The 25,705-nt window shown below is 68.8% G+C and carries 22 protein-coding genes and 1 tRNA gene; 11 read left to right on the top strand and 12 right to left on the bottom strand.

The genetic code is table 11. The features are described 5' to 3' along the window. Positions 1 to 145 precede the first annotated feature (145 nt). On the top strand, positions 146 to 382 hold the full coding sequence (locus ACFY36_RS33810) for a hypothetical protein (RefSeq protein ID WP_499749978.1): 237 nt from the start codon (positions 146 to 148) through the stop codon (positions 380 to 382). A 64-nt stretch (positions 383 to 446) separates the two neighbouring features. Here ACFY36_RS33810 and ACFY36_RS33805 read toward each other — a convergent pair whose 3' ends face one another. The 4 genes from ACFY36_RS33805 to ACFY36_RS33790 all read right to left on the bottom strand — a co-directional run bounded on the left by ACFY36_RS33805 (position 447) and on the right by ACFY36_RS33790 (position 4,331). Further along, a complete protein-coding gene (locus ACFY36_RS33805; RefSeq protein WP_499749977.1) occupies positions 447 to 1,091 on the bottom strand; it encodes a hypothetical protein in 645 nt (214 codons plus the stop codon). A gap of 191 nt (positions 1,092 to 1,282) precedes the next feature. Then, positions 1,283 to 2,458 carry a L,D-transpeptidase gene (locus ACFY36_RS33800; protein WP_499749976.1) on the bottom strand — a complete coding sequence of 392 codons (1,176 nt, stop codon included), beginning with the start codon at positions 2,456 to 2,458 and terminating at the stop codon, positions 1,283 to 1,285. 2 nt (positions 2,459 to 2,460) lie between these two features. After that, positions 2,461 to 2,853, bottom strand: coding sequence for a MerR family transcriptional regulator (locus ACFY36_RS33795; RefSeq protein WP_499749975.1), 393 nt, complete (start codon positions 2,851 to 2,853; stop codon positions 2,461 to 2,463). Next, complete coding sequence (locus ACFY36_RS33790) at positions 2,853 to 4,331, bottom strand: SulP family inorganic anion transporter (protein WP_499750226.1); 1,479 nt, start codon at positions 4,329 to 4,331, stop codon at positions 2,853 to 2,855. The genes ACFY36_RS33795 and ACFY36_RS33790 overlap by 1 nt, the downstream gene beginning before the upstream one ends. Positions 4,332 to 4,450: 119 nt before the next feature. On the opposite strand from ACFY36_RS33790, the gene ACFY36_RS33785 reads away from it, so the two are divergent. Next, complete coding sequence (locus tag ACFY36_RS33785; protein WP_499749974.1) at positions 4,451 to 5,908, top strand: cryptochrome/photolyase family protein; 1,458 nt, start codon at positions 4,451 to 4,453, stop codon at positions 5,906 to 5,908. Here ACFY36_RS33785 and ACFY36_RS33780 read toward each other — a convergent pair. After that, positions 5,894 to 8,653 (bottom strand): ATP-binding protein, encoded by a 2,760-nt coding sequence (locus tag ACFY36_RS33780; protein WP_499749973.1) that lies wholly within the window; start codon positions 8,651 to 8,653, stop codon positions 5,894 to 5,896. The genes ACFY36_RS33785 and ACFY36_RS33780 overlap by 15 nt on opposite strands. A 390-nt stretch (positions 8,654 to 9,043) precedes the next feature. Next, a tRNA-Ser gene (locus tag ACFY36_RS33775) sits at positions 9,044 to 9,128 on the bottom strand. A gap of 217 nt (positions 9,129 to 9,345) precedes the next feature. On the opposite strand from ACFY36_RS33775, the gene ACFY36_RS33770 reads away from it, so the two are divergent. From ACFY36_RS33770 to ACFY36_RS33750, 5 genes are all read left to right on the top strand, one after another. Continuing rightward, positions 9,346 to 11,190: a ricin-type beta-trefoil lectin domain protein gene (locus tag ACFY36_RS33770; protein WP_499749972.1), complete on the top strand. Its 1,845-nt coding sequence runs from the start codon at positions 9,346 to 9,348 to the stop codon at positions 11,188 to 11,190. Between the two features lie 14 nt (positions 11,191 to 11,204). Next, positions 11,205 to 12,167 (top strand): NAD(P)H-quinone oxidoreductase, encoded by a 963-nt coding sequence (locus ACFY36_RS33765; RefSeq protein WP_499749971.1) that lies wholly within the window; start codon positions 11,205 to 11,207, stop codon positions 12,165 to 12,167. Positions 12,168 to 12,310: 143 nt separating this feature from the next. Further along, a complete protein-coding gene (locus tag ACFY36_RS33760) occupies positions 12,311 to 12,916 on the top strand; it encodes a DUF4352 domain-containing protein (protein WP_499749970.1) in 606 nt (201 codons plus the stop codon). A 557-nt stretch (positions 12,917 to 13,473) separates the two neighbouring features. Continuing rightward, complete coding sequence (locus ACFY36_RS33755) at positions 13,474 to 14,361, top strand: C40 family peptidase (RefSeq protein WP_499749969.1); 888 nt, start codon at positions 13,474 to 13,476, stop codon at positions 14,359 to 14,361. A gap of 26 nt (positions 14,362 to 14,387) precedes the next feature. Further along, entirely contained in the window at positions 14,388 to 15,035 is a 648-nt protein-coding gene (locus ACFY36_RS33750; RefSeq protein WP_499749968.1) for a GNAT family N-acetyltransferase, read from the top strand. Here the strand turns inward: ACFY36_RS33750 and ACFY36_RS33745 are convergent. After that, positions 15,021 to 16,226 (bottom strand): GAF domain-containing sensor histidine kinase, encoded by a 1,206-nt coding sequence (locus ACFY36_RS33745; protein ID WP_499749967.1) that lies wholly within the window; start codon positions 16,224 to 16,226, stop codon positions 15,021 to 15,023. The genes ACFY36_RS33750 and ACFY36_RS33745 overlap by 15 nt on opposite strands. A gap of 270 nt (positions 16,227 to 16,496) precedes the next feature. Here ACFY36_RS33745 and ACFY36_RS33740 point away from each other — a divergent pair, with 270 nt between their 5' ends. After that, positions 16,497 to 17,021 (top strand): YbhB/YbcL family Raf kinase inhibitor-like protein, encoded by a 525-nt coding sequence (locus ACFY36_RS33740; protein WP_499749966.1) that lies wholly within the window; start codon positions 16,497 to 16,499, stop codon positions 17,019 to 17,021. Between the two features lie 34 nt (positions 17,022 to 17,055). Here the strand turns inward: ACFY36_RS33740 and ACFY36_RS33735 are convergent, their stop codons facing one another. Both ACFY36_RS33735 and ACFY36_RS33730 read right to left on the bottom strand, forming a co-directional pair. Beyond that, positions 17,056 to 17,772, bottom strand: a complete 717-nt coding sequence (locus ACFY36_RS33735) for a class I SAM-dependent methyltransferase (RefSeq protein WP_499749965.1) — start codon at positions 17,770 to 17,772, stop codon at positions 17,056 to 17,058. Positions 17,773 to 18,128: 356 nt separating this feature from the next. Continuing rightward, on the bottom strand, positions 18,129 to 18,332 hold the full coding sequence (locus ACFY36_RS33730; protein WP_499750245.1) for a hypothetical protein: 204 nt from the start codon (positions 18,330 to 18,332) through the stop codon (positions 18,129 to 18,131). Here ACFY36_RS33730 and ACFY36_RS33725 point away from each other — a divergent pair. After that, entirely contained in the window at positions 18,234 to 19,967 is a 1,734-nt protein-coding gene (locus tag ACFY36_RS33725) for a DUF6311 domain-containing protein (protein ID WP_499750225.1), read from the top strand. The genes ACFY36_RS33730 and ACFY36_RS33725 overlap by 99 nt on opposite strands. Positions 19,968 to 20,819: 852 nt before the next feature. Here the strand turns inward: ACFY36_RS33725 and ACFY36_RS33720 are convergent. From ACFY36_RS33720 to ACFY36_RS33710, 3 genes are read right to left on the bottom strand one after another with little or no spacing between them, the layout of a single operon-like run. Then, positions 20,820 to 21,548 (bottom strand): CDP-alcohol phosphatidyltransferase family protein, encoded by a 729-nt coding sequence (locus ACFY36_RS33720; RefSeq protein WP_499749964.1) that lies wholly within the window; start codon positions 21,546 to 21,548, stop codon positions 20,820 to 20,822. Continuing rightward, positions 21,523 to 22,584, bottom strand: coding sequence for an iron-containing alcohol dehydrogenase family protein (locus ACFY36_RS33715; RefSeq protein WP_499749963.1), 1,062 nt, complete (start codon positions 22,582 to 22,584; stop codon positions 21,523 to 21,525). The genes ACFY36_RS33720 and ACFY36_RS33715 overlap by 26 nt, the downstream gene beginning before the upstream one ends. Continuing rightward, positions 22,572 to 23,303: a phosphocholine cytidylyltransferase family protein gene (locus ACFY36_RS33710; protein WP_499749962.1), complete on the bottom strand. Its 732-nt coding sequence runs from the start codon at positions 23,301 to 23,303 to the stop codon at positions 22,572 to 22,574. Before ACFY36_RS33710 ends, ACFY36_RS33715 begins: the two co-directional genes overlap by 13 nt. Positions 23,304 to 23,415: 112 nt before the next feature. On the opposite strand from ACFY36_RS33710, the gene ACFY36_RS33705 reads away from it, so the two are divergent. After that, entirely contained in the window at positions 23,416 to 24,510 is a 1,095-nt protein-coding gene (locus ACFY36_RS33705) for an aminotransferase-like domain-containing protein (RefSeq protein ID WP_499749961.1), read from the top strand. A 76-nt stretch (positions 24,511 to 24,586) separates the two neighbouring features. Continuing rightward, on the top strand, positions 24,587 to 25,699 hold the full coding sequence (locus ACFY36_RS33700; protein WP_499749960.1) for a magnesium and cobalt transport protein CorA: 1,113 nt from the start codon (positions 24,587 to 24,589) through the stop codon (positions 25,697 to 25,699). The last annotated feature ends 6 nt before the right edge of the window (positions 25,700 to 25,705 follow it).

The raw sequence follows: 25,705 nt of genomic DNA, 5'->3' as shown, positions 1-25,705 counted from the left end.
CGGACGAACTGTCTCCGAGGAACTGCCGTATCGGCATGTGACAGCGCCCGGACTCCGCAGAAAGGGGACGGCCCGCTCTGGCAAGCGGGCCGTCGTGCTGTCTCTCCCGGTAATGCAGGCGTGCGCATTCGACAAGGAGCACAGCGTGACAACGGTATATAGACCATCCGGCGATCACCAGAAAGACCCAGATCATCGGCCCGGGGTCATCAAGAAGGCGCTCGCTGCCGCCGCCGGGTCGGCCGGGGGCATAGCCGCGATTCTCGGCGCGGTCGCGTACGGCGCGATCCCGGTCGTGCTCGCCTGCCTGGCGATGTCGATCTTCGGGCTGATCATGGTGGTCGCTCTGGTCATCGCGGGCATCTACATCACCCGGGGATGATACGGCGCGGGCGGTCGGCGTTTCGCTGACCGCCCGCGCTCCCCCTCAGTGTTCCGATGCCTCTTCAGGCCGCCAGGTCGAGCGTGCGCAGGTAACCGATTCGGTGGTAGGCGGCCGGATCGAGGGTTCCGAGCACGCATCGGTGCCGCAAGGCCAGCAAAGCGGTGTGCACGATGTCCGGGCGCTCGCCTGTCTTGAGGCGGGCGATGATGTCGGCGTCGCGGAACGCCAGCGCCGGCAGGTCGACGAGCGGCTGCGGGTCGTCCTTGTCGTCCGACGGTGCGGCATGCGCGGGATCCATGCGGCGGAGCAGGCGGTAGAGGCGCTGGTCCTGCTCGCCGCTGAGATCGGGCGACACATGCAGGTACGCGGCCGGGGACACGATCACCTGGCAGGCTTCGTCGGCGACCGCCTCGACGAGGGCGGCGCCGACGGTGGCGTTGTCCAGACGGGCGTGTGAGCGCAGCACACTCGCGTCGATCACGAAGTTGGGCCAGGAGATGTGCGGCCGCCGGTAGTCGGTGTAGCCCAGGTCGAGGACGGCGCGGGCGAGCCCGGCCGAGTCGGCGACCCGCGCCTCGGCGTGCCGATTGTCGCGCAAGTGCTGCAACAGCATCTGGTGAATGCCGTCGAAGCCCGGCCCGGCCTGCTGGTACTGGCGCATCAGGCGCGCGGTGGCGCGTTCGCGCGGCGTTGGTTCAGGTTCCACGCCCGCCGACGCTAGGTGCCTGAGATGAGGGCGGGTATCAGCTGCCGGGAACGGGCATACCGGCTGAATATGCGGGCCTGATCGTGATCATGCAGGTCAGCGCGACGGGCGGGCGTCACCGGCAGCACTGCCGGCGGCCATATCGGATATGCCGGATTTCAGGTCGCCGGAACCCGACCGCATCCTGGGACTCAGGTGCCGTACTTGTCGTACGAGACCGTCCAGTCGCCCAGGCCGTCCCACGCCGGCAGGTCCTTTGGGCTGTGCACCACCTCGACCACGTCGCCGACCATGAAGTTCTTGTAGACCCACTGGGCGTCGGCCGTGCTCAAGTTGATGCAGCCGTGTGAGGTGTTCGCCCGGCCCAGCTGGTTGTTCCACGGTGCCGCGTGCAGGAACTCGCCCGAGTAGGAGATCCGCGTGCAGAACTGCACGTCATCGGGCTCGTAGTAGAACGGGTTGTTCGGATCGTTCAAGCCGTAGCTGGCCGAGCTCATGCTGTGTTTCCTCTCCTTCGAGAGGACCACGTGCGGCCCGTTCTGGGTCCAGAAGTGGATCTGGTCGCCGTTGGAGATCGTCGTGTAGCCGCCCTGACCGTTGCTGCACGCCATGTCGCGGGTCAGCTTGCCGTCGATGTAGACCCTCGTGCGATGGGTGCTGTTGTCGCTGATCGCTATCAGGCTGCGGCCGATCGTGAAGTGGGTGGTGGCGTTCGCCTTGCCGTACAGGCCGTTGCCGAGGTTGACGCCCAGGGTGTTGACGCTGACCTTGACCGTGGTGCCTTTTGTCCAGTATTTCGCGGGGCGCCAATGCACGATCTTGTTGTCGACCCAGAAGAACTTGCCGTCGACGGGCGGTGACGTCTCGACCTTGATGGCCTTCTCGGCGGCCGCCCGGTCCTTGACCGCCTTGCTGAAGGCCACGATCACCGGCTGGCCTATGCCGTACGTGCCGCCCGTCTCCAGCGCCGCCATGCCGTTGGCCTGGAAGGTGACCGCGGCCAGCGCGCGCGGTTTGACCGTGGTGAAGGTCGCCGCCTTCTCGACCTTGGCGCCCAGGCTGTCGAGCAGATGAGCGGTCACCTTGTACGTCTTGTCGTAGGCCAGGGCGCCGGAGGACCGCCAGGTCACCCCGTCGGCGTCGACCGCGCCGGCCAGACCCGTGACCGACTCGATCCGGCCGCCGTCGACCGTCACCTTCACCGGGCCGGCCGGGGAGATCTGGCCGGTGGGCGCGGTCAGCCGGAGCGGGGCTGCCGTGGGCTGCTCCCAGACAGTGGCGGCCGTGGAAGAGGAGCGGGAGGGGGTGCAGGCGGCCAGGCCGGCCACGCTCACGGCTCCGAGGAGGAACTTACGTCGTTGAACCACACCTACCTAGATGCGGCTGCGGCCTGGAATGTTGTCAGCATCTGGTGGGCGAAACCCTCGGCCATCTCCAGTTGCTCGCGCAGTTTGCGAACCCTCTCCTCGGCCGCCGTGTGGAACGAGGCCAGCCGGTCGAGCAGCGGCTCCCGCGCAGCGCCGGTCGCGGATTGCAGGGCGTCGATGATCTCCAGCAGATCGCGCATCTCCTCCAGGGTGAAACCGAGCGGTTTCATGCGCTTGATGACGCGCAGCCGGTCGAGGTCGGGCTCCGTGTAAAGGCGGAACCCGCCCTCGCTGCGGGCCGACGGGACGACCAGGCCGGCTTCCTCGTAGTGGCGGATCGTCCGGATGCTCAGGCCGGCCCGCTCGGCCGCCTCGCCGATCTGCATGAGCGACATCAGTGCGCCGCGCCCAGCTTGCCGCTGAGGTTGTCGTGGAATTTCGTGCTGGCCTCGTTCAACCCGATGATCTCGGCCTGTTTGCCGCGGGCCGCGTACTTGGTGGTGATGGCGTCGAGCGCGGCCACCGAGGACGCGTCCCAGATGTGCGCGGCGCTCATGTCGATCACCACCTTGCCCGGGTCGCCGGCGTAGTCGAACTGGTGCACGAGGTCGTTGCTGGAGGCGAAGAACAATTCCCCGTGTACGCGGTACACGCGCGTCCCGCCCTCGGAATCGAGAACGCTGGTCACGGTGGCGAAGTGTGCCACCCGGCGGGCGAAGACGACCATGGCCGTGAGCACGCCGAGCACGACGCCGACGGCCAGATTGTGGGTGGCCAGGGTGCCCGCGACGGTCACCAGCATGACGATGATCTCGCCGGCCGGCATGCGCTTAAGGGTGGCCGGGGCGATGCTGTGCCAGTCGAACGTGCCCACCGACACGATGATCATCACGGCGACCAGGGCGGCCATCGGGATCAGGGCGACCACGTCGCCGAGCGCCACGACCAGGATCAGCAGGAACACGCCGGCCAGGAACGTCGACAGCCGGGTGCGGGCGCCGGACGTCTTCACGTTGATCATCGTCTGGCCGATCATCGCGCAGCCGCCCATGCCGCCGAAGAAACCGGTGACGATGTTCGCCACCCCCTGGCCCCACGACTCCCGCGTCTTGTCGGAGCGCGTGTCGGTGATGTCGTCGACCAGTTTCGCGGTCATCAGGGATTCCATCAGACCCACAAGAGCGATTCCCAGGGCGTACGGCGCAATGGTCTTCAAAGTGTCGAAGGTGAACGGCACGTCGGGCAGGCCGAGTACGGGCAGGCTGTCCGGAAGCTTGCCCTCGTCACCGACGGTCGGCACGGCGACGTGTGCGACGAGCGTGAAAACGGTCAGAACGACGATGGCCACGAGCGGCGCCGGCACGGCCGTGGTCAGCTTCGGCAGGAACCAGATGATCGCCAGCGCGACCGCCACGAGCGGATAGACCAGCCACGGCACCCCGGTGAGGTGCGGCAGCTGGGCCGAGAAGATCAGGATCGCGAGCGCGTTGACGAAGCCGACCATGACGCTGCGCGGGATGAACCGCATCAGCTTGGCCACGCCGGCCAGGGCCAGAACTATCTGGAAGACCCCTCCCAGAATGACCGCCGCCACCAGGAACCCGAGCCCGTGCTCCTTGGCCAGCGGGCCCACGACCAGAGCGATCGCACCGGTCGCGGCCGAGATCATGGCCGGCCGCCCACCCGTGAAGGCAATAGTCACCGCCATCGTGAACGAGGCGAAAAGCCCGATCTTCGGATCGACCCCGGCCAGGATCGAGAACGAGATCGCCTCGGGAATGAGCGCCAGCGCGACCACGAGCCCCGCCAATACCTCCGTCCGGAACATCCGGGGCGACGCCAGGAAGGCAGGACGAGACAACAGGGCGGACATATAACTCATTTCGACTCAGAACGCGAAGCGCTGAGAACCCTACCCTCACGTGAGGGGAGAGTCGGACGGCTCGTGGCGATGATCACGCGGGAACGAAGCCGGTGCGGCAGCATGCAGATATGGAGCGTCGCTGGCTGTTCGCCGATCAACTGGGGCCGCACTTTCAGGACGCGCCCGATCAGCCAGTTCTGCTGGTGGAGTCGAAGGGTGTCTTCCGGCGCCGCGTCTTCCACCGCCAAAAGGCGCATCTCGTGCTCTCCGCGCTCCGGCACAGGGCGCGGGATGAAAACGTCCGGCTGGTCCGGGCCGAGACGTACGCCGAAGCGGTGACCGAGCCGGTCAGCGTGTGCCATCCGACCTCGCGCGCGGCCCGCGATCTCGTCCGGCGCCTGCCGAACGTCGAGATGGTGCCGCCCCGGGGATTCGTGACCACGCCCGGTGACTTCGTGTCGTGGGCGGGTGGCCGTGACCATCTGCGGCTCGAGGACTTCTACCGGTTCGCGCGGCAGCGTCACGACGTACTGATGGAAGGGTCCGAACCGGCCGGAGGCCGATGGAATCTCGACGCCGACAACCGGGAGCCGCCGCCGCGCGGGGCCGAGCGGCTCGATGTGCCGGCGCCGCCCGCGATCAGCGAGGACGAGATCGACGAGGAGGTGCGGGCCGACCTGGATCGCTGGGAGCGCGAGGACGGCATCACTTTTGTCGGTAATGACGGGCCGCGGCTCTTCCCGGTCACGCGACGGGAGGCGCTGGCCCGGCTGCGGCATTTCGTGGAGCATCGGCTGCCGGCGTTCGGGCCGTACGAGGACGCGATGCTGGCCGGCGATCCTCAGATGGCGCACAGCATGCTCAGCCCGGCCATCAATCTCGGGCTGCTCGATCCCCTCGAAGTGATCGAACGGGCCGAGCAGGCCTACCGGAGCGGCGCCGCGCCCCTGGCCAGTGTCGAGGGCTTCGTCCGGCAGATCCTGGGCTGGCGTGACTTCATCTGGCATCTCTACTGGTATTTCGAGCCGGACTATCGGGCCGTCAACGAGATGCACGCGCGGCGTGAGCTGCCGAAATGGTTCGCCGAGCTGGACGCCGAGGCGGTCGGGGCCCGCTGCCTGTCCGACGTGCTGGCCGGTGTCCGCGACCGCGGCTGGGTGCATCACATCCCGCGGCTGATGGTGCTGGGCAACTACGCCATGCAGCGCGGCTGGCGGCCCGGCGTGGTGGCCGACTGGTTCCACCGGTGCTTCGTCGACGGCTACGAGTGGGTCATGACCGCCAACGTGGTCGGTATGAGCCAGTTCGCGGATGGCGGGCGGATGAGCACGAAGCCGTACGCCGCCGGTGGGTCCTATGTGAACCGGATGAGCGACTACTGCGGCGGCTGCCGGTACGACCCCAAAGTGCGCGCGGGCGATGACGCGTGCCCGTACACCGCCGGATATTGGAGTTTTCTCGCCCGTCACGAACAGGCATTGGCCGGCAATCACCGGATGCGGCAGCCGCTGCGGGGCCTGCGCCGCCTCGGCGATCTCGACGCCCTGCTGGAGCAGGAGAAGGCCCGCGGTTCACGCGCGCCCTGAGTCGCCCAGAGCCGCGGCCAGCTCGCGCCGCGACGTGATGCCCAGCTTGTTGAAGATCTTGCGAAGGTGCCACTCGACCGTGCGCGGGCTGAGGAAGAGAGCGGCGGCGATCTCCGGGTTGGTCAGGCCTTCGATCGCCCGTCGCGCTATCTGCGCCTCCTGCGGGGTCAGATCGTCCCGTACGCCCGGAGACCGCTTCCGTACGGTCTCGCCCGTGGCCACGAGCTCGCGCCCGGCGCGATCCTCGAACGCCTCGGCCCCCATGGTGGCGAAGGCCTCGTGCGCCGCCCGCAGCACGACCCGGGCGTCACTGCGACGGTTGGCGCGGCGCAGCCACTCGCCGTACAGCAATCGCGCCCTTGCTTGTAAAAGGCCGAGCCGGCCGCCGCCCAGATGGTCGATGGCCGCCCGGTAATGCCGCTCCGGCGAAGGGCTGGTCAGGGCATCGGCCAGCTCCCGCGCCCCCAGCGCCCACGGCGTGCCGGCGGCGGTCGTCCGCTCGGCCAGCCGGTCGCGGGCCTGGATCGCGGTGTCGAGGTCGCCGGCCCGGCTCGCCGCCTCGACCAGCTCACTCAGCGACCATCCGTACGACGACAGATCCGGGTATTCGGCGCTGAACCGGGCCGCCCTCGAGGCCGCCTCGAAGTTGCCGAGCCCGTTGTGGAGCACCGCCTTCGCATAGCCGGTGATGCCGAGCAGCCGCCCCACGCCGAGCTCGGTGACCTCCCGTTCGGCCGCCGCGATCAGCTCCAGCGCCTGCGACTCACGCCCCCGGTGAGCGGCCATGAAGATCGTGTTGGCCAGCGGACCCTGCCGCCCGGTCGACTCGGCCACGGTGATCGACTCGTCGGCCAGCCCCTGCGCGTCGGCGAAACGACCCGAGAAGATCAAGGACGAGGTCCGGTACGACAGTGCGGTGAGCAGAATCGGCAGCGCACCCAGCCGGCGCGCGTAGTCGAGCCCGTGCCGGGCGAGCCGGTCCCACGCGACGTCGTCGTAGATCTCCAGCGCGACCATCGCCGCCAGCCACAGCAGATCCATGTCGTCATCGCCGGTCACGGCGTCGAGGGCGGCCGCGAACCGGGGGACGGCCGGCGCGTAGCCGTCAAGACTCCAGGTGACGAGACCGGTGAGGAACAGGCCGGCCGGATCCTCCCCGGCCGGAAGACCCCGGGCCGCCTCGGCGGTGTTCTTCAGCGCGGCCGCACCACCGAGCCGCCCGGCGTGCACGGCCGAGCCGAGCGCCTCGAGATAGGTCTGCCGGGCCGCCGCCGCGTCGAGATCGGCCAGCCGCCCAGCGGCGGCGTACAGGGAACCGGAGGCGCGGCCCGGATTGACCGCGAAGGCCACCTTGGCCCGGACCCGCTCCAGGTCGGCCCGCTGCAACGGCCCGAGCGGCCCCAGCTCGGCCGCGGCCAGCAGCTCAGGCACATCAGAGGTCGCGCCGGCTTCGAGCCGGGCCCGCGCGGCGGCGATCGTGCGGGCCGCGCGCCTCTTCGGATCGGGGGTGAGAATGGCGGCCCGTTCGAGGAAGGAAGCGGCCGCCGACCGCCCGCCACGGGCCAGAGCCCGGTCGGCGGACCGTTCGAGCTCGCCGGCGACTTCCTCGTCGGGCCCGACAGCGGCATGCGCCCGATGCCACGCCCGCCGATCAGGGTCGAGCCCCGGATCGGTGACCTCGGCCAGAGCCGCGTGCACCCGCCGAAGCTCACCCGGATCGGCCGACCGCCAGCTCGCCGACCGCACGAGCGGATGCCGGAACCGAACCCGGCTGCCCACTTCGAGAAGCCCTTCGGCCGCCGCCGCTCCCGCCGCGTCCGGCCCGACACCGAGCAGTTCAAGGGCACGCCACAGCAGGGGTACGTCTCCGACAGGCTCGACCGCCGCGGCCAGCATCAACAGGCGGGTGTCACCGGGAAGCCCACCGATGCGCCGCCGGAAGCCTTCCTCGACCCGCCCGGCGAGCGAGGTGCTGTGCCCACCGAACCCGAAGGCCAATTCGGCCGGCGACAGATCCCGCGGCAGTTCGAGAAGAGCGAGCGGATTGCCATGAGTCTCGGCCACGATCCGATCCCGGACGCGCGAATCAACCGACCCCACCAGCACCGAATCGAGCAGAGCATGGGCGTCGGCATCCCCGAGCCCGTCGATCCGCAACTCGGGAAGATCCTTGAGAAGGCTGTTACCAGGCGTACGAGCAGCCAGCACAAGAGCGACCGACTCGGCATCGAGCCGCCGAGCGACAAAGGCCAGCACAAGCCCCGAATGCCGGTCGAGCCACTGCACATCATCGACGACACAGACGAGAGGCTTGGTTCCGGCGGCTTCGGCAAAGAGCCCCAGCACAGCCATGCCCAGCGGCAACATCTCCGGCGGAGGCCCCGAGGTCAGCCCGAACGCGGTCGAGAGGGCCGTCCGCTGGACATCGGGAAGCTTGTCGAGATGAGTGAGAAGGGGAGCACAGAGCTGCTGCAACGCCGAGTAGGCGATGTCCGACTCGAGCTCGACCCCAGCGGCCCGCACGACCCGGAATTGATCGGCCCGCTTCTCGAGGTAGTCGAGAAGAGCGCTCTTACCCACGCCGGCCTCACCGTGGAGAGCCAGCACCCGACTGCGCCCGTCGCCTACATCCCGAAGCAGCCCATCAAGCGTTTCCCGCTCACGCCGCCGCCCGAGCAAACCCGTTGTGTCGTCCCGCAACTTCCCTCCCGCGATCAGGAAGCCTACCCGCGCGGCGTTGCGCACCCCGGTGCCCGCGCAAACAGCTGGCCGCGCCCACCGAGGCGGCCGAATCACCCGAGGTGAGCGCCATCGAGGCCAGCGAGTTCCCGCCCGGCTAGCGCCTGCCGAGCCGCCGCGAGCGGACCGCCCACTACGACGTGACGCTTTGCTATCCACGCCACTTGCGATCCACGCCACGAAAACCCGCGGACCTTCGCGCGACCGAGCCGTCGGTGCGGTCGCACAGCAGCCTCCCGCCTCCGAGCGGTCAGGCGCATCGCGACGGCATATCCAACGTCGGTATGACCGCACGGACAAACGGCGGCGCGAAGACCGAGCGGCCGGAGCCGAACGCGACCACGTACATCCGACGAAGCCGGCGCCGGATGACGGCCCGGGCGACCGGAGGAAGTGCGGAGGGCGTGGGATTCGAACCCACGATGAGTTTCCCCATACCGGTTTTCAAGACCGGCGCCATCGGCCACTAGGCGAGCCCTCCCGATGTTGCTGTCTCAGTTTGCCAGACGCCTGCGGCGGTGTCGGCAGGCACTCGCGAAGCAACTTGTATCAAGGTTGTGAAAATGGCTCTGAACTGCGGAAACCCTGCTCTCTGACGTGGGCGTGACGGTTGACACGGCATCGATGGAGGTGTTTATCGTTCACAGTCTTTACTTTTCCCGGCCTTGGCCCCCACCTCCGGCAAGGGAGTCCCCACCATGTTCAGCAGGAAGATCGGATGGGCCGCGTCGGCGGCCCTGGTCGCCTCGGCGGCCGTGCTCGTCTCGCCGCAGGCGTCGTTTGCGGCGGGCGAAACCGTCAACGTCTATCTGACCACCACCAGTGACAGCGGCGGGCGTTCCGTCTCCCGCGGGCTTCAGCAGCAGGCCGCTGTCGCTTTCGGTGCCGGCTCGGGCAGCGCCAACCAGACCATCACCGTCAACGAGAACACCACCTACCAGCAGTTCGAAGGGGCCGGCGCCTCCTTCACCGACACCGCCGCCTTCGACATCCGTGGGAGCGGAGCCCTTTCGGCCGCCACCCAGAACGACGTCATGACCAAGCTCTTCAGCCCGACCGCCGGCATCGGGGTCAGTGCCCTGCGCAACGTCATCGGGTCGTCCGATCTGGCTCAGAACAATTTCTCGTACGACACCACGTGCTGCGACCTCAACGACTTCTCGCTCAGCCGTGACGCCGATGTCATGGCCTTGACCAAGCAGGCCGTCGGGCTCAACCCGTCGATGTTCGTGATGGCGTCGCCCTGGTCGGCTCCGCCCTGGATGAAGGACAACAACGCGTACAGCCAAGGCTGGCTGCAGTCGCAGTATTACGCCGCCTACGCGCAGTACTTCGTCAAGTACATCCAGGGCTACCAGTCGCAGGGCGTGCCGATCCGTTATGTCACCGCGCAGAACGAGCCCACCTGTTGCCCCGGCTATCCCTCGATGCAGTGGAACGCGGCCGGGCTCCAGTTCTTCTCGAAGACCAATCTCCTTCCCGCCCTTCAGAGCGCCGGGCTGAGCACCAAGCTGCTGGTCGGCGACTGGAACTTCGACACGTACGACACGTGGGTGGCCCCGCTGCTCGCCGACACCGCCATCCGCAACCACCCCAACTTCGGCGGTGTGGCCTGGCACGACTACGGCGGCAACCCCTCCACCGCCACCGCCGTGCACAATCAATATCCGCAGGTCAACGCCTACATGACCGAGCATTCGGGCGGCACCTGGGTGAGCAACCAGCACGCCGAGGACATGGGCGACCTGATCGACTACTTCCGCAACTGGGGCCGTAGCTGGACGAAGTGGTCGATGGCCGTGGACGAGAACATGGGCCCGCACAACGGCGGCTGCGGCACCTGCACGGGGCTGGTCACCGTGCACCGCAACGACGCCCGGCGCGGGCAGGTCGACTACACCATCGAGTACTACACGATGGGCCACCTGACCAAGTTCGTCCGGCCCGGAGCGGTGCGGATCGACTCGAGCGCCAACGGCACCGTGCCGAACGTCGCCTTCCGCAACTCCGACGGCTCCAAGGCTCTCATCGCTTACAACACCAGCGGCGGCACCCAGAGCGTCAAGGTGAACTGGGGCAGCCAGTCCTTTGTCTACAGTCTGCCGGCGCGCACCTCGGCCACGTTCACCTGGAGCGGGACGCAGTCGGGGAGCGGAAGCAGCGGCGGCACGATCAAGGGCCTGGGCGGGAAGTGCCTCGACGTGACCGGCGGCTCCACCGCCAACGGCAACCAACCGCAGATGTGGGACTGCACCGCCGGCAACACCAACCAGCAGTGGACCCGTAACGCCGACGGCACGATCACCGGTCTCGGCAAGTGCCTCGACGTGGCCAACAACTCGACCGCCGACGGCGGCGCCGTTCACCTCTGGGACTGCATCGGCAGCGTCGCCAGTCAGAAGTGGACGGTCACCTCGGGCGGCGACATCGTCAACACCGCCTCGGGCAAGTGCCTCGACGTCAAGGACAACAGCACGGTCAACGGCGCCAAACTTCAGATCTGGGCCTGTACGGGCGCCGCGAACCAGAAATGGTCGTTGTGACCTAGCCTCGGGGTATGCACGCGATCGTGATCGAGGACAAGAAACTCGCCCTCCGTGAGGTGCCCGACCCGGTGCCGGCGGAGGGCGAGGTCGTTGTCGACGTCACCGCCGCCGGTGTCAACCGGGCCGACGTCTCCCAGCGCCAGGGCTTCTACCCGCCGCCGCCCGGCGCTCCGGTCTATCCGGGCCTCGAGTGCGCCGGGGTGATCAGCGCGGTCGGGCCCGGTGTGAGCGGCCGTCACGTCGGTGAGCGGGTCAGCGCCCTGCTCTCCGGCGGCGGCTACGCGCAGCGGGTCGCGGTGCCGGCCGGACAGCTGCTGCCCGTGCCTACCGGCCTTTCGCTGCACGAGGCGGCGGCGCTGCCCGAGGTCAGTTGCACGGTCTGGTCGAACTCGGTCGACCGCGACCGGCTGCGCAAGGGGAAGACCTTCCTCGTGCACGGCGGTGGCAGCGGCATCGGCACGTTCGCGATCCAGCTCGGCCACGCGCTGGGCGCCACGGTGATCACCACCGCCCGCGCGAGCAAGCACGACCGGCTGCGTGAGCTCGGCGCCGACCTGTGCATCGACTACACCACCGACGATTTCGTGGCCGCCACAAAGGATTTCACCGATGGGGCCGGTGCCGACGTGGTGCTCGACATCGTCGGGGCGAAATATCTCTCCCGCAACATCGAGGCGCTCGCGCCCAACGGCCGGATCACGGTCATCGGCATGCAGGGCGGCCGCAAGGCCGAGCTCGACCTCGTCCAGCTGATGGCCAAGCGCGGCTCGGTCTCGTCCACGTCGTTACGGGCCCGCCCGCTCGCCGACAAGGCCCGCATCGTGTCGGCCGTGGCCCGTGACGTCTGGCCGCTGGTCGAGGCGGGCGCGATCAAGCCGATCATCCATACGACGATGCCGCTGGCCGAGGCGGCCGAGGCGCACAGCCTCATGGAGTCGAGCGATCACCTGGGCAAGATCCTGCTGCTGCCGTGATCATGCGACGCCATGGAAAGTACCACCTTCGGGTGACCGATACAGCGTCTTTATGACAGGTTGGTCCGTATTTGCGGCGTGGTGACGTCTCCCGGGGCCGTGTGCGGCACAGCATGAGGGCCGCACTCGACCCGGGAGGTCTCATGACCGACACGCCGCTGCGCCCCGCCCGACTGGCGCCGACGGGGACGGAGCCGGCCGCCAGCCAGCCGGTGGGAACGACGCCGGAGCATCCGCCGGCCGGAGCAAGGCCGCCGGGAAGACGGCGGTGGCCGTGGCTCGTGGGGGCCGCGGTCGCCGTGCTGGCGGCCGGAACGGCCGCGTTCGCCATGACCCGCGACGAGCCGGCGACGGCGCCCGAGCCGCCGTCGGCCTTCGAGGGCCACTTCGAGCTCACCGTCACCGGCAGCCGCTGCGGGGTGTCCTCGGTCGGCCCGCAGGACCTTCCGCAACGCGCCGCCGGGCAGTTCTGCCTGGTCGACGTGGCCGTGCACAACACGGGGACCGAGGCCGAGCTGCTCGATCCGGGCGCGCAGCGGGCGATGGACTCCCAGGGCGCCGAGCACCGGGTGGCCGACCAGGCACTGGTCTTCCTCAACGAGGCTCAGCCCACGGTGCTCGAGGAGATCGCGCCCGGCGCCACCGTGAAGGGTGTCCTGCCCTTCGACGTTCCGGCCGGGGTCCAGCTGTCGGAGCTGGTCCTGCACACCGCCATGGACAGCCCGGGCGCTCGCGTCCCGGTGAGTTGAAGCAGATCACGGGCATATTTCGGAAATCTAATTCAGTCGATCGACACCTCAAAAGTCCTTTCTTTCCTCGATTGGGCGAGGGTGATTGTGTGAAATCAGCCGCGAAACATTCCTGATGTGTGTTGGCATGATCGACGGAATTAGCGAGATGTCCGGGTTCCCATTGCCGTGCGTCTAACGCACGGTGCCGGCGTGGCACGCGGTAATGCCACGCCGGAAGGGATTCGCGCGAGTGCCCCGGGCCGATTTCGGAGGCAACACTGCATCGTCCGTCCCCGAGCCGGGCCTTGACCGCCGGCGCGTTAGCGCTGGCCGTCATCTCACCGGCCCTAGACCCTGCTGAGCACGCCGCCGAGGCCACACCGCCCGCCGAGCACGCTGGTTCCGACCAGACCGCCGCCGCATTCGCGGAGACGGAAGCCGCGCGCGCCGCCGCCTCCGAACGTGCCTCACGCACCCACGAGCGCACTTACGAGCGCCGCACGGCCGGGGAACGCCGGCTCGCCGCGACTCCGCTCGCTCTCCACACGCTCGCCGGCGGCACCCCCCTGCCGGAGATGAGCCCCGAAGCTTACGAGGAGGTCCGTCACGAGGCCGTCCGGACCGCGGTCGCCCTCACGGTGGCCGACGAACGGGAGGCCCTGCGCAGCCCGGCCGCCGAGGCCGCCGCGGAGGCCCGCGAGGTGCTCCGCCACGGCCCCGAACCGCTCCGCGACACCCGAACACCGCTGAGCGAGGACGGCGGCCTGGCACCGCTGAACGGAGGCGGAGATTTCGCGCCGCTGAGCGGAGGCGGAGGTCTCGCACCGCGAGATGGACGCCGAGGCCAAGGCCTGGCCGTGCTGTTCGGGGGCGCCAAGCTGTTGCGGGGCGTGGCCAAGGAGGCGGCCGACCGGGAAGCAGCCATTCGGAAGGCAGCCGTCCGCAAGGCCGCGCTCCGGGTCGCGGCCGCTCGCAAGGCCGCCGCCAAGGCCGCCGCCCGAGCCGAGCGAAAGGCCCGGGAAACGGCCAGGGAAAGGTCCCACAAGCGGGCCGTACGGGTCCGGGCGGTCACCCGGGCGGTGATCACCCGCCACTCGACGGCCCGGCGGGCCCAGCGCGTCGTCCCCCTCGGCGGCATGACGGCGGTCATCGCCTTCGCCCGTTCCCAGGTCGGTAAGCGCTACGTCCACGGCGGCACCGGGCCGTTCGGCTTCGACTGCTCCGGGTTCACCAAGCGGGCGTACGCCCTGGCCGGCATCCACCTGCCGCACTCGTCCGGCGCGCAGGCGGCCCGGGCCCGCAGCATCTCGACCGACGACGCCCGCCCCGGCGACCTGGTCGTCGGCCCGGGGCACGTGGGCATCTACATGGGCCGCGGCATGATGATCGACGCGGGCAACTCCCGAACCGGAGTCGTCTACCGCAAGCTCTATTCGGGCCTGCACGTCGAGCGCTTGAAATAGCGCCGGGGGGCTCGCAGAATCAGCCCATGCTTAGCGACCATTGGCCGCTGTATCGGCTGGTTCTGCGCACTCCCCGGCTGGAATTGCGCTTTCCCGGCGACGAGCTGCTCGGCGAGCTCGCCCAGCTCGCCGCCGAGGGAGTGCACGATCCGGCGGTGCAGCCCTTCGAGGCCGCCTGGACCGACGCGCCCCCGGCCGAGGTCGCCCGCAGCGTCCTTCAGTGGAACTGGCGGTCGCGGGCCGAGTGGAGCCCGCGAAAGTGGGAGCTCGGCCTGGTGGCCATCGCCGAGGGCCGGGTCGTCGGCACGCAGAGCATCGGCGCCGGCGACTTCGCCGTTCTCCGCGAGGTCGGCACCGGCTCGTGGCTGGGACGGTCGCATCACGGCCGGGGCTACGGCACCGAGATGCGGGCCGCCGTGCTCGATCTGGCCTTCGCCGGGCTCGGGGCCGAGTTCGCGACCTCCGAGGCCTTCGCCGACAACCACGCGTCGTACGCGGTCTCGCGCAAGCTGGGTTACGCCGACGACGGCGTCGCCCGGCACGCCATCCGCGACCGGGCGACGACCGGGCGGCGGCTGCGCCTCGACCGGGCTTCGTGGGAGGCGGCGCGCTCCATCGCCGTACGGACGGAAGGTCTTGATCTTTGCCGTGAGATGTTTCTAGGACCGGGATAGCGTCAGGCGGACCGTGGTGCCGACGCCCGGCTCGCTCTCCAGGTGGACGCTGCCGTGATGGGCGTCGATGATCGACTTGACGATGGCCAGGCCGAGGCCGGGGCCCTGCGCCGCCATCACCTCGGCCGCCTGGCAGCGGTAGAAGCGGTCGAAGACGTGCGGCAGCTCGTCGGCCGCGATGCCCACCCCGTTGTCGGTGATGATCACTTCGGGCTCGCCGCTCGTGGTCGCGTCGATGGTGATCTCGCCGCCGGGGTTGGTGAACTTGATGGCGTTGACCATGAGGTGGTTGAGCGCCTGGGCGATCCGCTTGGCGTCGCCCCGCGCCGGCACCGCCCCCTCGGTCCGGTCGCGCAGCTTGACCTCGCGATGATCGGCGAGCGGGCGGCACGCCGCGACCGCCTGGTGCGCGAGGTCGGCCAGGTCGACCTCGGCCAGGTCGAGCTGCATCCGCTCGTCGGTGAGCCGGGCGACCAGCAGCAGCTCGTCGATGAGCCGTAGCAGCCGGTCGGAGTTGCGCGACATGACCGACAGGAAGCGGCGGGACGTGTCGGTGTCGAAGTCGTCCTCGAGCAGCATCTCCAGATAGCCGCGGATGGTCGACAGGGGTGTGCGCAGCTCGTGGCTGACCGTGGCCAGGAACGAGTCCTTCATGCGGTCGAGCTGGCGGGTCCGGTCGGCGATCTCGCCGGCGTGCCGCGCGTAGCGGCGCAGTTCGAGCTGGACCGCGGCGTGCTTGGCCAGGCTGCGCAGGGCACGTTTCTGCGACGAGGTGAGCGTGCGGGGCACGTGGTCGACGACGCAGACCGTGCCGACCGAGTACGTGCCGTCGAGCACCACGGGCGCGCCCGCGTAGAACCGCACCCCGCCCGCCTCCCGCAGCACCACCGGATTGTCGGCGAAGCGCGGGTCGGCGGTGGCGTCGGGCACCTCGAGCAGGTCGTGCCCGTGGATCGTGTGCGAGCAGAACGACAGGTCCCGGTCGGTCTCCTCGAGGTCGAGGCCGACCTTGGCCTTGAACCACTGCCGGTCCCGGTCGACCAGGCTGACCAGTCCCATCGGGGTGCCGCAGATCTCCGACGCGAGCAGGGCGATGTCGTCGAAGTCCTCCTCGGGGGGAGTGTCGAGCACCTGCGCGTCGTGGAGCGCGGCCAGCCGGGCCGGTTCGTTGGCGGGCAGCGGCGCTCTCATGGCCTGATCGTCTCACCTGTTGCGGCGCGATATAGCCGTATAAAGCAGTCGGCACCCGCTTCGCAAAGCGGGTGCCGACTTGCTTATCGCCATCGGGCACGGGGATCTCTGCCGCACGCACCCGATCGGATGTCGGACAGAAGCATCACCCGGCACGGGGGACACACCGCGCACCCCGTGTGCGTCCGCCCGATCGGGTGACAGCCCGGCGTTTCGGGCTAGTCTGCCTACGGAGAGAGCTTTCACCATCTGGCCGGAGGACAAATCACCATGAGTCTCGACCGCGCCGAAGCCCCGGACCCGTACGATCTGTTGCCCCCGGTGCCGTCCTTCACGGTGACCAGCACAGACATGCAGGACGGCCGGCCGCTCGACGAGCTGTTCGCGCACACCAGCGCGGGCGGCAAGAACGTGTCACCCCAGCTCGCGTGGTCGGGTTTCCCCGACGAGACCCGCGGCTTCGTGGTGACCTGCTTCGACCCGGACGCGCCGACCGGCAGCGGGTTCTGGCACTGGGTCCTGGTCAACCTGCCGGCGACCGTCACCGAGCTGCCGCGCGGCCTCGACCCGCTGCCCGGTGGCGCCTTCTGCGTCCGTAACGATTACGGCGAGCGCAACTACGGCGGTTCCGCGCCGCCGCCCGGGGACCGCCCCCACCGCTACGTCTTCGCGGTGCACGCGATCGACGTCGACAAGCTCGACGTGGGCCCGGACGCGACGCCCGCTTACGTCGGCTTCAACCTGGCGTTCCACACGCTGGCCCGGGCGACGATGCGCCCGACGTTCCAGAGCTGACTCGCAGCCGCCGGCTCCGGCCGGCGGCTGACGATCACTTCGACGGCGTCCGCGCCACCACGAAGACCGACTGGCCGAACGGCGGCTTCACGATCTGCTCGGCCGCCTTGGTCACCGGGAGCACGATCGAGTCGTACACCTTGACCATCGGGCCTTCCTTGGGGGCCAGCTTGAAGATGCTGGTCGCGCCGTAGTAGCCGATCAGGCCCAGCGCGTTCGCGTAGTGCATCTTCTCGATCTGGAGACCGGCCTCGGTCATGGCGGCGCGCATGGTCTTCTTCGTGTACCGGCGGATGTGGCCGGTCGCGATGTCGACCTGGCTCATCGCGAACATGAAGGCCGGGACGATGATGATGACCCGGCCGCCGGGGCGGACGAGCTCGGACATGCTGCGCAGCGCGCCGACGTGGTCCTCGATGTGCTCGAGCACGTTGTACGACACCGCGGCGCTGTATTCACCGGTGGCGTCGGCCGCCGGCAGCAGCATCTGGCGGACCTCGATGTTCGAGTGCTCGGCCATCCGCTCCTTGAGCAGGACCAGCCGGTCGGGGTCGGCTTCGGTCGCCGTGAACCGCGGAAGGTGCTCCGCCCACTCGATCGCGTAGTCGCCGAGGCCGCTGCCGATCTCGATCGGGTTGTCCCCGAGGTACGGAAGAGCGAGCTCGACGAACCACCGGCGGTGGTTCACCGCCGTGGCGAGGCCCTCGAGCACTTCGGACTGGATCCGCTGGTCTCCAGTGATGTCTGCCATATGTAAGGTTCCCTCGTCTTGCCGATCGAAGCTGACAGCGGGACCGGAAGAGTTAACCATCTTCGGTTCGTAACCGAAAGTTGAGCCCGGACCGCCCGCTCATTTTTTGCCTGATTGAGACATAGGCATGCTGGGTACTACACGTAGTTGCTTCGCGTCCGGTTAGCCCCGTTCATATCGGCTCGGTCACGCATGGCCCGCTTGTCACTGCAACGTTACGGACCTCGGATAGGCTCGCCGACGCTATGACGATTACGGGTATTGACTCGACAGGCCAGTCGGCTGGCGGGAACGTGCTTCCGCCCCGTCAAGTGGGGAAGACCGAAGATCTCGACGCCGAGTTGGCGGCGCTCGGATCAGTCCTCACCGAAGCGCCGGAACGCGACGCTGAACAGCCAAAACTCCACCGGCTCCGCATTCCCGCATGGCGGGATCTCCTGGCCTGCGCGACTTTCGTCGTCATCGCGCTGTACATCACCGCGCCACTCTGGCTCAATCTTGATCACCAGTTGCGCGATGATCCACAGGATCAGGCTTTCTTTGAGTGGATGATGGCGCATGGTGCGCGGGTGCTCACCGATGGCGCATATCCGTTCTTCTCCGATCGCATGAATTACCCCGATGGGGTGAACATGATGGCCAACACCTCGGTGCTGGCCGTTTCGTTGCCGATGACGCCGGTGACCCTTCTGTTCGGTCCCCATGTGGCGTTCAACGTATTTCTTACGCTGGCTTTGGCGATCACCGGCATCTCGTGGTATTTCGCTCTCTCGCGCCACTTCGTGAGCTCGCGGCTCGCGGCCTGGGTCGGCGCCCTGTTCTGCACGTTCGCGCCGAGCATGATTTCGCATGCGGGCGGCCACCCGAACATCGTCTCGCAATTCCTGGTGCCCTGGATCATCGTGCGCACCCTGCGCCTGCGTGAGCCCGGCCGCGCGGTGCGCAACGGCCTGATCCTGGCCGGCCTGCTCGTCTGGCAGGCGTTCATCAACCTCGAGATCCTCTTCATGACGGCCGTCGGACTGGGCCTGTTCTGCCTGGTCATGGCCATCGTCCGGCGCAAGCGGCACCGCGGCGAGACCCGGCAGTTCGTCAGCGGGCTGGCCGTCGCCGGCACGGTGACGCTGGCGGTGCTGGCCTATCCGCTGGCGGTGCAGTTCTTCGGCCCGCAGAGCTACCACGGCCTCCCGCAGTTCGTGCGCAACTTCGGCGCCGACCTCGCGTCGTTCACCGCCTATTCGAGCCGTTCCGTCGCCGGCAATTCCGCGGTGGCCGCCGAGCTCGCGCAGAACCCAGCCGAGGAAAATGCGTTCTTCGGCTGGGGACTGGTCATTCTGTTCGCCGGCCTGATCGTGTGGATGCGCCGTTCAGTCGCGATCGTCACCCTGGGCGCCGTGGCGCTGCTGTTCGCGGCGATGTCGCTCGGACCGCGAATTTTCCTCAACGGCATCAACACCGGCATCCCTGGCATCTGGTCCGTTCTGCACAGCGTCCCGGTGCTGAACTCGGCCGTGCCGACCCGATGGGCCATGGCCATCGCCCCGGTCGTCGGCATCATCCTGGCCCTCGGCTGCCAACGAGCGGCCGACCTGATCAAGGCCCAGCCGGCCGCCCGGGGCCCGGTCCGCGTCGCCATGATCACGGCGGTGGCGATGGCCCTGGTCCCGCTCGCCCCCATCCAGCTCCAGATCGCGCCGATGGCGCCGACCCCCGAGTTCGTCACCTCGGGCGCCTGGAAGCAGTTCGTCGACGACAACCACACCGTCGTCACGTTGCCGCTGCCCGACTCGAGCTACCCCGACCCGCTGCGCTGGACGGCGACCACGGGCCAGGACATGCGCATCGCCGGCGCCTACGCGCTGCTGCCCAACCAGAACCCACTGAACCCGGCCGACCGCACCGCGATCTTCTCGCCACCGTGGCGCCCGACAAGCGGCCTGATGGCCTCGATCCGCCAGGGCAACCCGATCCCCGAGATCACCGACACCCGCCGCGAGATGACACTGGCCGACCTCCGCTACTGGAAGGCCGCCGTCATCGTCCTGACCCCGCAGCTCCGCGACACCGAGATGCTGCGAGCCATGACAAACCTCCTGGGCTTCCAGCCCACCTGGACCGGCGGCGCCTGGGTCTGGGACGTCCGCCACTTGGTCGACGACCCCACCGCCGTACTCACCGGCCCCGACATCAGCTGACCCTGGGATAAGACCCGGCGGCGCGCGCTGATCGCCCCGCCGGGTCTTTCGGCCCTGGGTTAGACGCGGCTTGCGCTGATCGGCCCGCCGCCGGGTCTTTCGGTCCTCCAGGGTCAGACGCGGCTTACGCTGATCGGCCCACCGCCGGGTCCTTCAGGGTCAGACGCGGCTTACGCTGATCGGCCCACCGCCGGGTCCTTCAGGGTCAGACGCGGCTTACGCCGATCGGCCCACCGCCGGGTCCTTCAGGGTCAGACGCGGCTCGCGCTGATCGGCCCACCGCCGGGTCCTTCAGAGATACGGGGTTAGCCGAAGGCCCCCGCCGTAATAGCCGGGCCGTCGTTGGTCACGCCCTCACGCCGCCGCCGGGCTGTGCTGCCGGGTCACGCCGGCCTCCGGCCGCCGACAACCGCGCCGCGGCCCCACCTCCTGACCAGCGACGTGCGAGGCGGCCGAGCACGGCTTCCCGCACAGCGCGCCCGCCGCGAGGGAGACGGCTTCAGATGGCGCAACGAACCAACATGCCAGTCGGCCGGCGGCGATTCAAATAGCGCACACCGCCTGCCTGCCGAGGCCAGCACGGCAAACTCAAAGCGCAGGCCGCTTGCCCGCTGAGGCCAGCACGGCAAACGCAGATAGCGCACACCGCCTGCCCGCTGAGGCCAGCCCGGCAAACGCAGATGGCGTACACCGCCTGTTTGCCGAGGCCAGCACGACGAACTCAGATAGCGCGCGCCGCCTGGCTGGCTTGGCTGGAGGCGGGGAACGCAGATAGTGCAGCCCACCTGCCGGCGAGGCGGGCGGCGTCGGGGGACTTCAGATGGTGCACGCGGACTGGTGGTGGGGAACGGGTCAGCCGCGCAGGGCCTCCCGGGCCGAGAAGACCACGCTGGCGGCCAAGAAAGCGGCGTTGACCAACGTGAAGAGGCCCACGAACCAGATCGTCCACTGTGGTGCCACGGCCAGCACCACGCCGGCCAGGGCGATCACCGCTCCGTAGTCGCGGACCAGCTTCACCACGCGGACGGGCAACGAGCGGCTCGTCACCATGCTGGACGCCTGGGCGCCGGACTGCATGACCGACGTGACCAGGTTGACCATCCACGTGCCGGCGAAGGCGGCCAGCAACCAGGCCGGGGTCTCCGGCACCTGCGCCTCCGCCACCGCGGCGATGGCGGCTACCAGGGAGATCTGCACGGCCACGTCGCACAGCACGTCCAGACGGCCGCCGGCCGCGCTCGTCTGGCCCGTTACCCGCGCGAGTTGTCCGTCGGCGCAGTCGAAGGCGTACGCCAACTGCCAACCGACCAGCGCGAGAAGACCGATCGGCCAAGCCCAGACCTGGCCGTCCGCGACCGGGCCCGCCGCCGCCACCACCACGAACGAGACCAGGCAGCCGAGGCCCAGGTTGAGCACGGTGAGCACGGACGGCGCGATCTTGTGCTTGTAGGCCTGTACCGCGATCCGGGCACCGATGTGCTGGCTCAGGCCCTCGCTGAACAGGCCACCACCGCGGTTGACCGCGTAGTAGTCGGCGGCCGTGGGGGCGGTGGAGTCAGTGGGCGGCGACTGCTTCGACATATGTGGCCAGCTTTCGGCTGATCTCGTCGGGGGACATGGCGAGGTGTTCGAGGATCGTGTAGCGGTCGGGGCGGGTGCGCGGGGCGAACGCGACGGCCTCGACGAACTGCTCGTGGGTCAGGTCGATGTCGGCCGGCACCCGGGGCAGGTGGTGGCGTCCGAGGCAGTCGGCCATTTGGGCGAAGCGCCGATCGTCGCCGCGCAGGAACGTGCAGAACAGGGCGCCCAGACCGGCCAGCTCACCGTGCGAGGCGGTGCCCGGGTAGAGCGAGTCGACGGCGTGCATGATCTCGTGGCAGCCGCCGCTGGCGGGGCGGCTGTCGCCGTAGACCGCCATCGCGAGGCCGCTGGAGATGAGCGCCTCGGCCAGCACCGTGGCGAACGCGTCGTCCGTGAGGTCGCCCGGCATGGTGAGCACGGCCTCGGCGCCCATCCGGGCCAGGGACGCGGCCAGGCCGTCGAACGGTTCGCCACGGACCTCACGGCCCAGCTCCCAGTCGGCCAGCGCGCTGATGTTGCTGATCGCGTCGCCGATGCCGCCGCGGTTGACCCTGTCCGGCCCCGTTTCGACGAAGTCGAGGTCGACGATCACGCCGAACGGGATGTGTACCCCGTACGAGCCCTTGAGACCGTCGTTGATCAGGCTGGCCACCGGCGAGGCGAAGCCGTCGTTGGCCAGGCTCGTGGCGACCGAGATCATCGGTAGGCCCCAGCGGCTGGCCGCGTATTTGGCCACGTCGACCGTGGTGCCGCCACCGATGCCGACCACCGCGTCGTATTGGCCCGCCCGGAGCTTGGCGGCCAGCTCGAGCGCCGCGTCCAGGGTGCCACCGGTGGTGGTGAAGACGTCGGCCGAGCGCAGCGACGGGCGGATCAGCTCGACGATCCGCTCACCCAGTCCCGGGCCGACCACCACCGCCACGTCACCGCCGGACGAGACGCGACCGTCGGCCAGGATCCGGCCCAGGTCGGCCACCGCGCCGCGGCGCACCAGGATGTGCAGCGGCGTCTGGACGCTGCGGGCTAGTAACGGCATGCGATGCCCCGCGCCTTGGCCAGGTCGTCGTGGTTGTCGACCTCGACCCAGGACACCTCGCCGATGGTCGCGGCGCGGACCTCGCCGCCACGGTTCGCGTATTCCTGGAAGCCGTCCTCATAGTAGAGGTTCGGGTCGCGCTCCCAGGTCGTCTTGAGCGCGTCGGCCAGCGCGGCTGCGGCCGGGGCCTCGATGATGTTGGCCCCGATGTACTCGCCGAAGGCGTCGCCGGGCTCCATCAGCTTCGTAATCTTGGTGAGCTGTCCATCTGGGCTGAAGACGGTCTTCATCTCCTCGTCAGCCAGCTTCTTCAGATTGTCGATGGCGAGCAGGATGCTCGGGCCACGATTATCGAGGAGGGTCTGTTCGACGCTGACCGGGTGAACGGTGTCTCCATTGACCATCAACGCGCCCTGCGCGAAGTGGTCACGGGCGAGCCAGAGCGAGTACGCGTTGTTCCATTCCTCGGCCTTGTCGTTGTGCACGAGGGTGATTTTCACGCCGTACTTCCGCTCGAAGGCCGAGACCCGCTCCTCGACGGCGCTCGCGCGGTATCCGACCACGATCGTCACGTCCGGCAGGCCCGCGGCCGCGAGGTTGCGCAGCGCGATGTCCATGATCGTGGTGTCCCCGTCCACCGGGACTAGGGCCTTGGGCAGCGTGTCCGTATACGGACGGAGTCTGCGCCCGGCGCCGGCGGCGAGGATGAGGCCGATCATGAAGTGGTCTCCTAAATCTTCTTAAAGGCAGCACAATACGGCCCTTGTCCCACAGCCCGGACCGCACGAGGCAGACGAAAATTCTATAGAGGCTGCTCGTAAGCTTGTCAGCATGACCGCTGAGCAGCTGATCTCCTTCGCCCGTGGCGCTCCGTCGCTGGACATCATCGACGTCGAGGGCCTGAAGGCCGCCGCCACCCGCGCCTTCGACGCCGACCCGGCCGGCGTGACCGCTTACGGCACGTCCGTCGGTTACGTCCCGCTGCGCAAGTGGATCGCCGAGAAGCACAACGTCTCGGCCGACCAGGTCATCGTCACCAACGGCTCGCTCCAGGCCGACGCCTTTCTCTTCAACCACCTCGTGCAGCCGGGCGACGACGTCGTGGTGGAGAAGCCGACGTACGACCGCACGCTCCTCAGCCTGCAGAACCTGGGCGCCAAGGTGCACCAGGTGACGCTGGAGTCCGACGGCATCGCCGTCGACGAGCTGCGCGCCCTGCTCGAGTCCGGCGTACGCCCCAAGCTCGCGCACATCATCCCGAACTACCAGAACCCGGCCGGCATCACGCTCTCGGTCGAGAAGCGCCGGGCCCTGCTCGCGCTGGCCGTCGAGTTCGGTTTCACCATCTTCGAGGACGACCCGTACGTCGACATCCGGTTCCGCGGCGACGCGCTGCCGTCGATGCTGTCGATGGACAGTGAGAACGCGGTCGTGCACGCCTCCAGCTTCACCAAGACGGTCTGCCCCGGCGTGCGCGTCGGATATCTGGTCGGCCCGGCCGCGCTGATCGACGCGATCGCCAAGAAGGCCACCAACCTGTACATCTCGCCCGGTATGGTCTCCGAGGCGATCGTGCACCAGTTCTGCGTCTCGGGCGACATCGAGCGCTCCGTGCGGACCGTGAGCACGGCTCTCGGCGAGCGGGCCCAGGTGCTGGCCGAGTCGCTGCGCAAGCACATCCCGGGCGCCACCTTCACCGAGCCCGACGGCGGCTACTTCCTCTGGGTCGACCTGCCGGACGACGTCGACGTGGACAAGCTGTTCCCGGCCGCGATGAAAAAGGGCGTGGCGGTCGTCAAGGGCAGCGACTTCCTGCTCGAGGGCGGTAACCACTCGCTGCGCCTGGCGTACTCGGCCGTCACCGTCGACCAGATCGACGAGGGCGTACGCCGGATCGCCGCCGCCATCGAAGAGGTCCGTGCCTGACGCGGCAGACATCGTCGTCGACCGGGCGGGTACGTTTCACCCTTGCCCGGTCGACGTTTGTGTGGGGGAGGTTCAGATGAGCGATCGCGAACGGAACAGGCCGCTCTCGCGAGCCCTCGCCGCACCCTTGCGGGCCATGAACAGGGTGCTCGGCGCCGCCGACGGCAGCCCGAACGGCGCGCGCCCCGGTCACGGCGCGGGCAGCGCCGTGGTCGACTGCGCGGTCTACGTGGCCGGGCAGCGCCTGCCCGGCGACCACTCGCCCGACGAGGCGCTGAAGATCGCCTGCGCGCGGGAGAACGCCTTCGTCTGGCTCGGCCTGCACGAGCCGGGCGAGGAGGAGATGGCCGGCATCGCCCGGACGTACGGCCTGCACGAGCTCGCCGTCGAAGACGCGGTGAAGGCCGAGCAGCGCCCCAAGCTGGAGAACTTCGGCTCGGTGCACTTCCTGGTCATGCGCACGGCCCGCTACGTGCCGCACAGCCAGCTCACCGAGACCTCGCAGGTCGTCGAGACCGGCCAGATGATGATCTTCGTGGGCGAGCAGTTCGTCATCACCGTCCGGCACGGCGACGCCTCCGAGATGGGCTCGGTCCGGGCCGATCTCGAGTCGAGCCGGGCCGACCTGCTCGAGCAGGGGCCGTGGGCGGTGGCGTACGCGGTGACCGACCGGGTCGTCGACCATTACGTCGCGGTGGCCGACAAGGTCGAGGTCGACCTCGACCAGATCGAGGAGGGCGTCTTCGCCCGTGACCAGGCCAGCCCGATCCCGGCGATCTACCAGATGAAGCGGGAGCTGGTCGAGTTCCGCCGGGCGGTGACGCCGTTGCAGCGCCCGCTGGCGATGATCGTGGCGCTGGTCCCCAAGCGCATCGGCAAGTACTTCCGCGACGTCCAGGACCACTTGACCCGTACGGTCGAGCAGGTGTCCTCGTTCGACGACCTGCTCAACTCGATCCTGCAGGCCCGGCTGGCCCAGGTGACCGTCGACCAGAACAACGACATGCGCAAGATCGCCGCATGGGCGGCCATCGCGACGGTGTGGACCGCCGGCGCCGGCATCTACGGGATGAACTTCAAGTTCATGCCCGAGCTCGACTGGCAGTACGGCTATCCGGCGTGGTGGACCGTCATTCTGATCATCTCGGTGCTGCTCTACCGTGCGCTGCGGCGCAGCGGCTGGCTGTGACCATAT

The organism is Actinoplanes sp. NPDC000266 (assembly GCF_042899005.1).
Classification (GTDB): Bacteria; Actinomycetota; Actinomycetes; order Mycobacteriales; family Micromonosporaceae; genus Actinoplanes.
The sequence above is the reverse complement of the archived record's forward strand: the minus strand, read 5'-3'. Positions and strand labels throughout refer to the sequence as shown.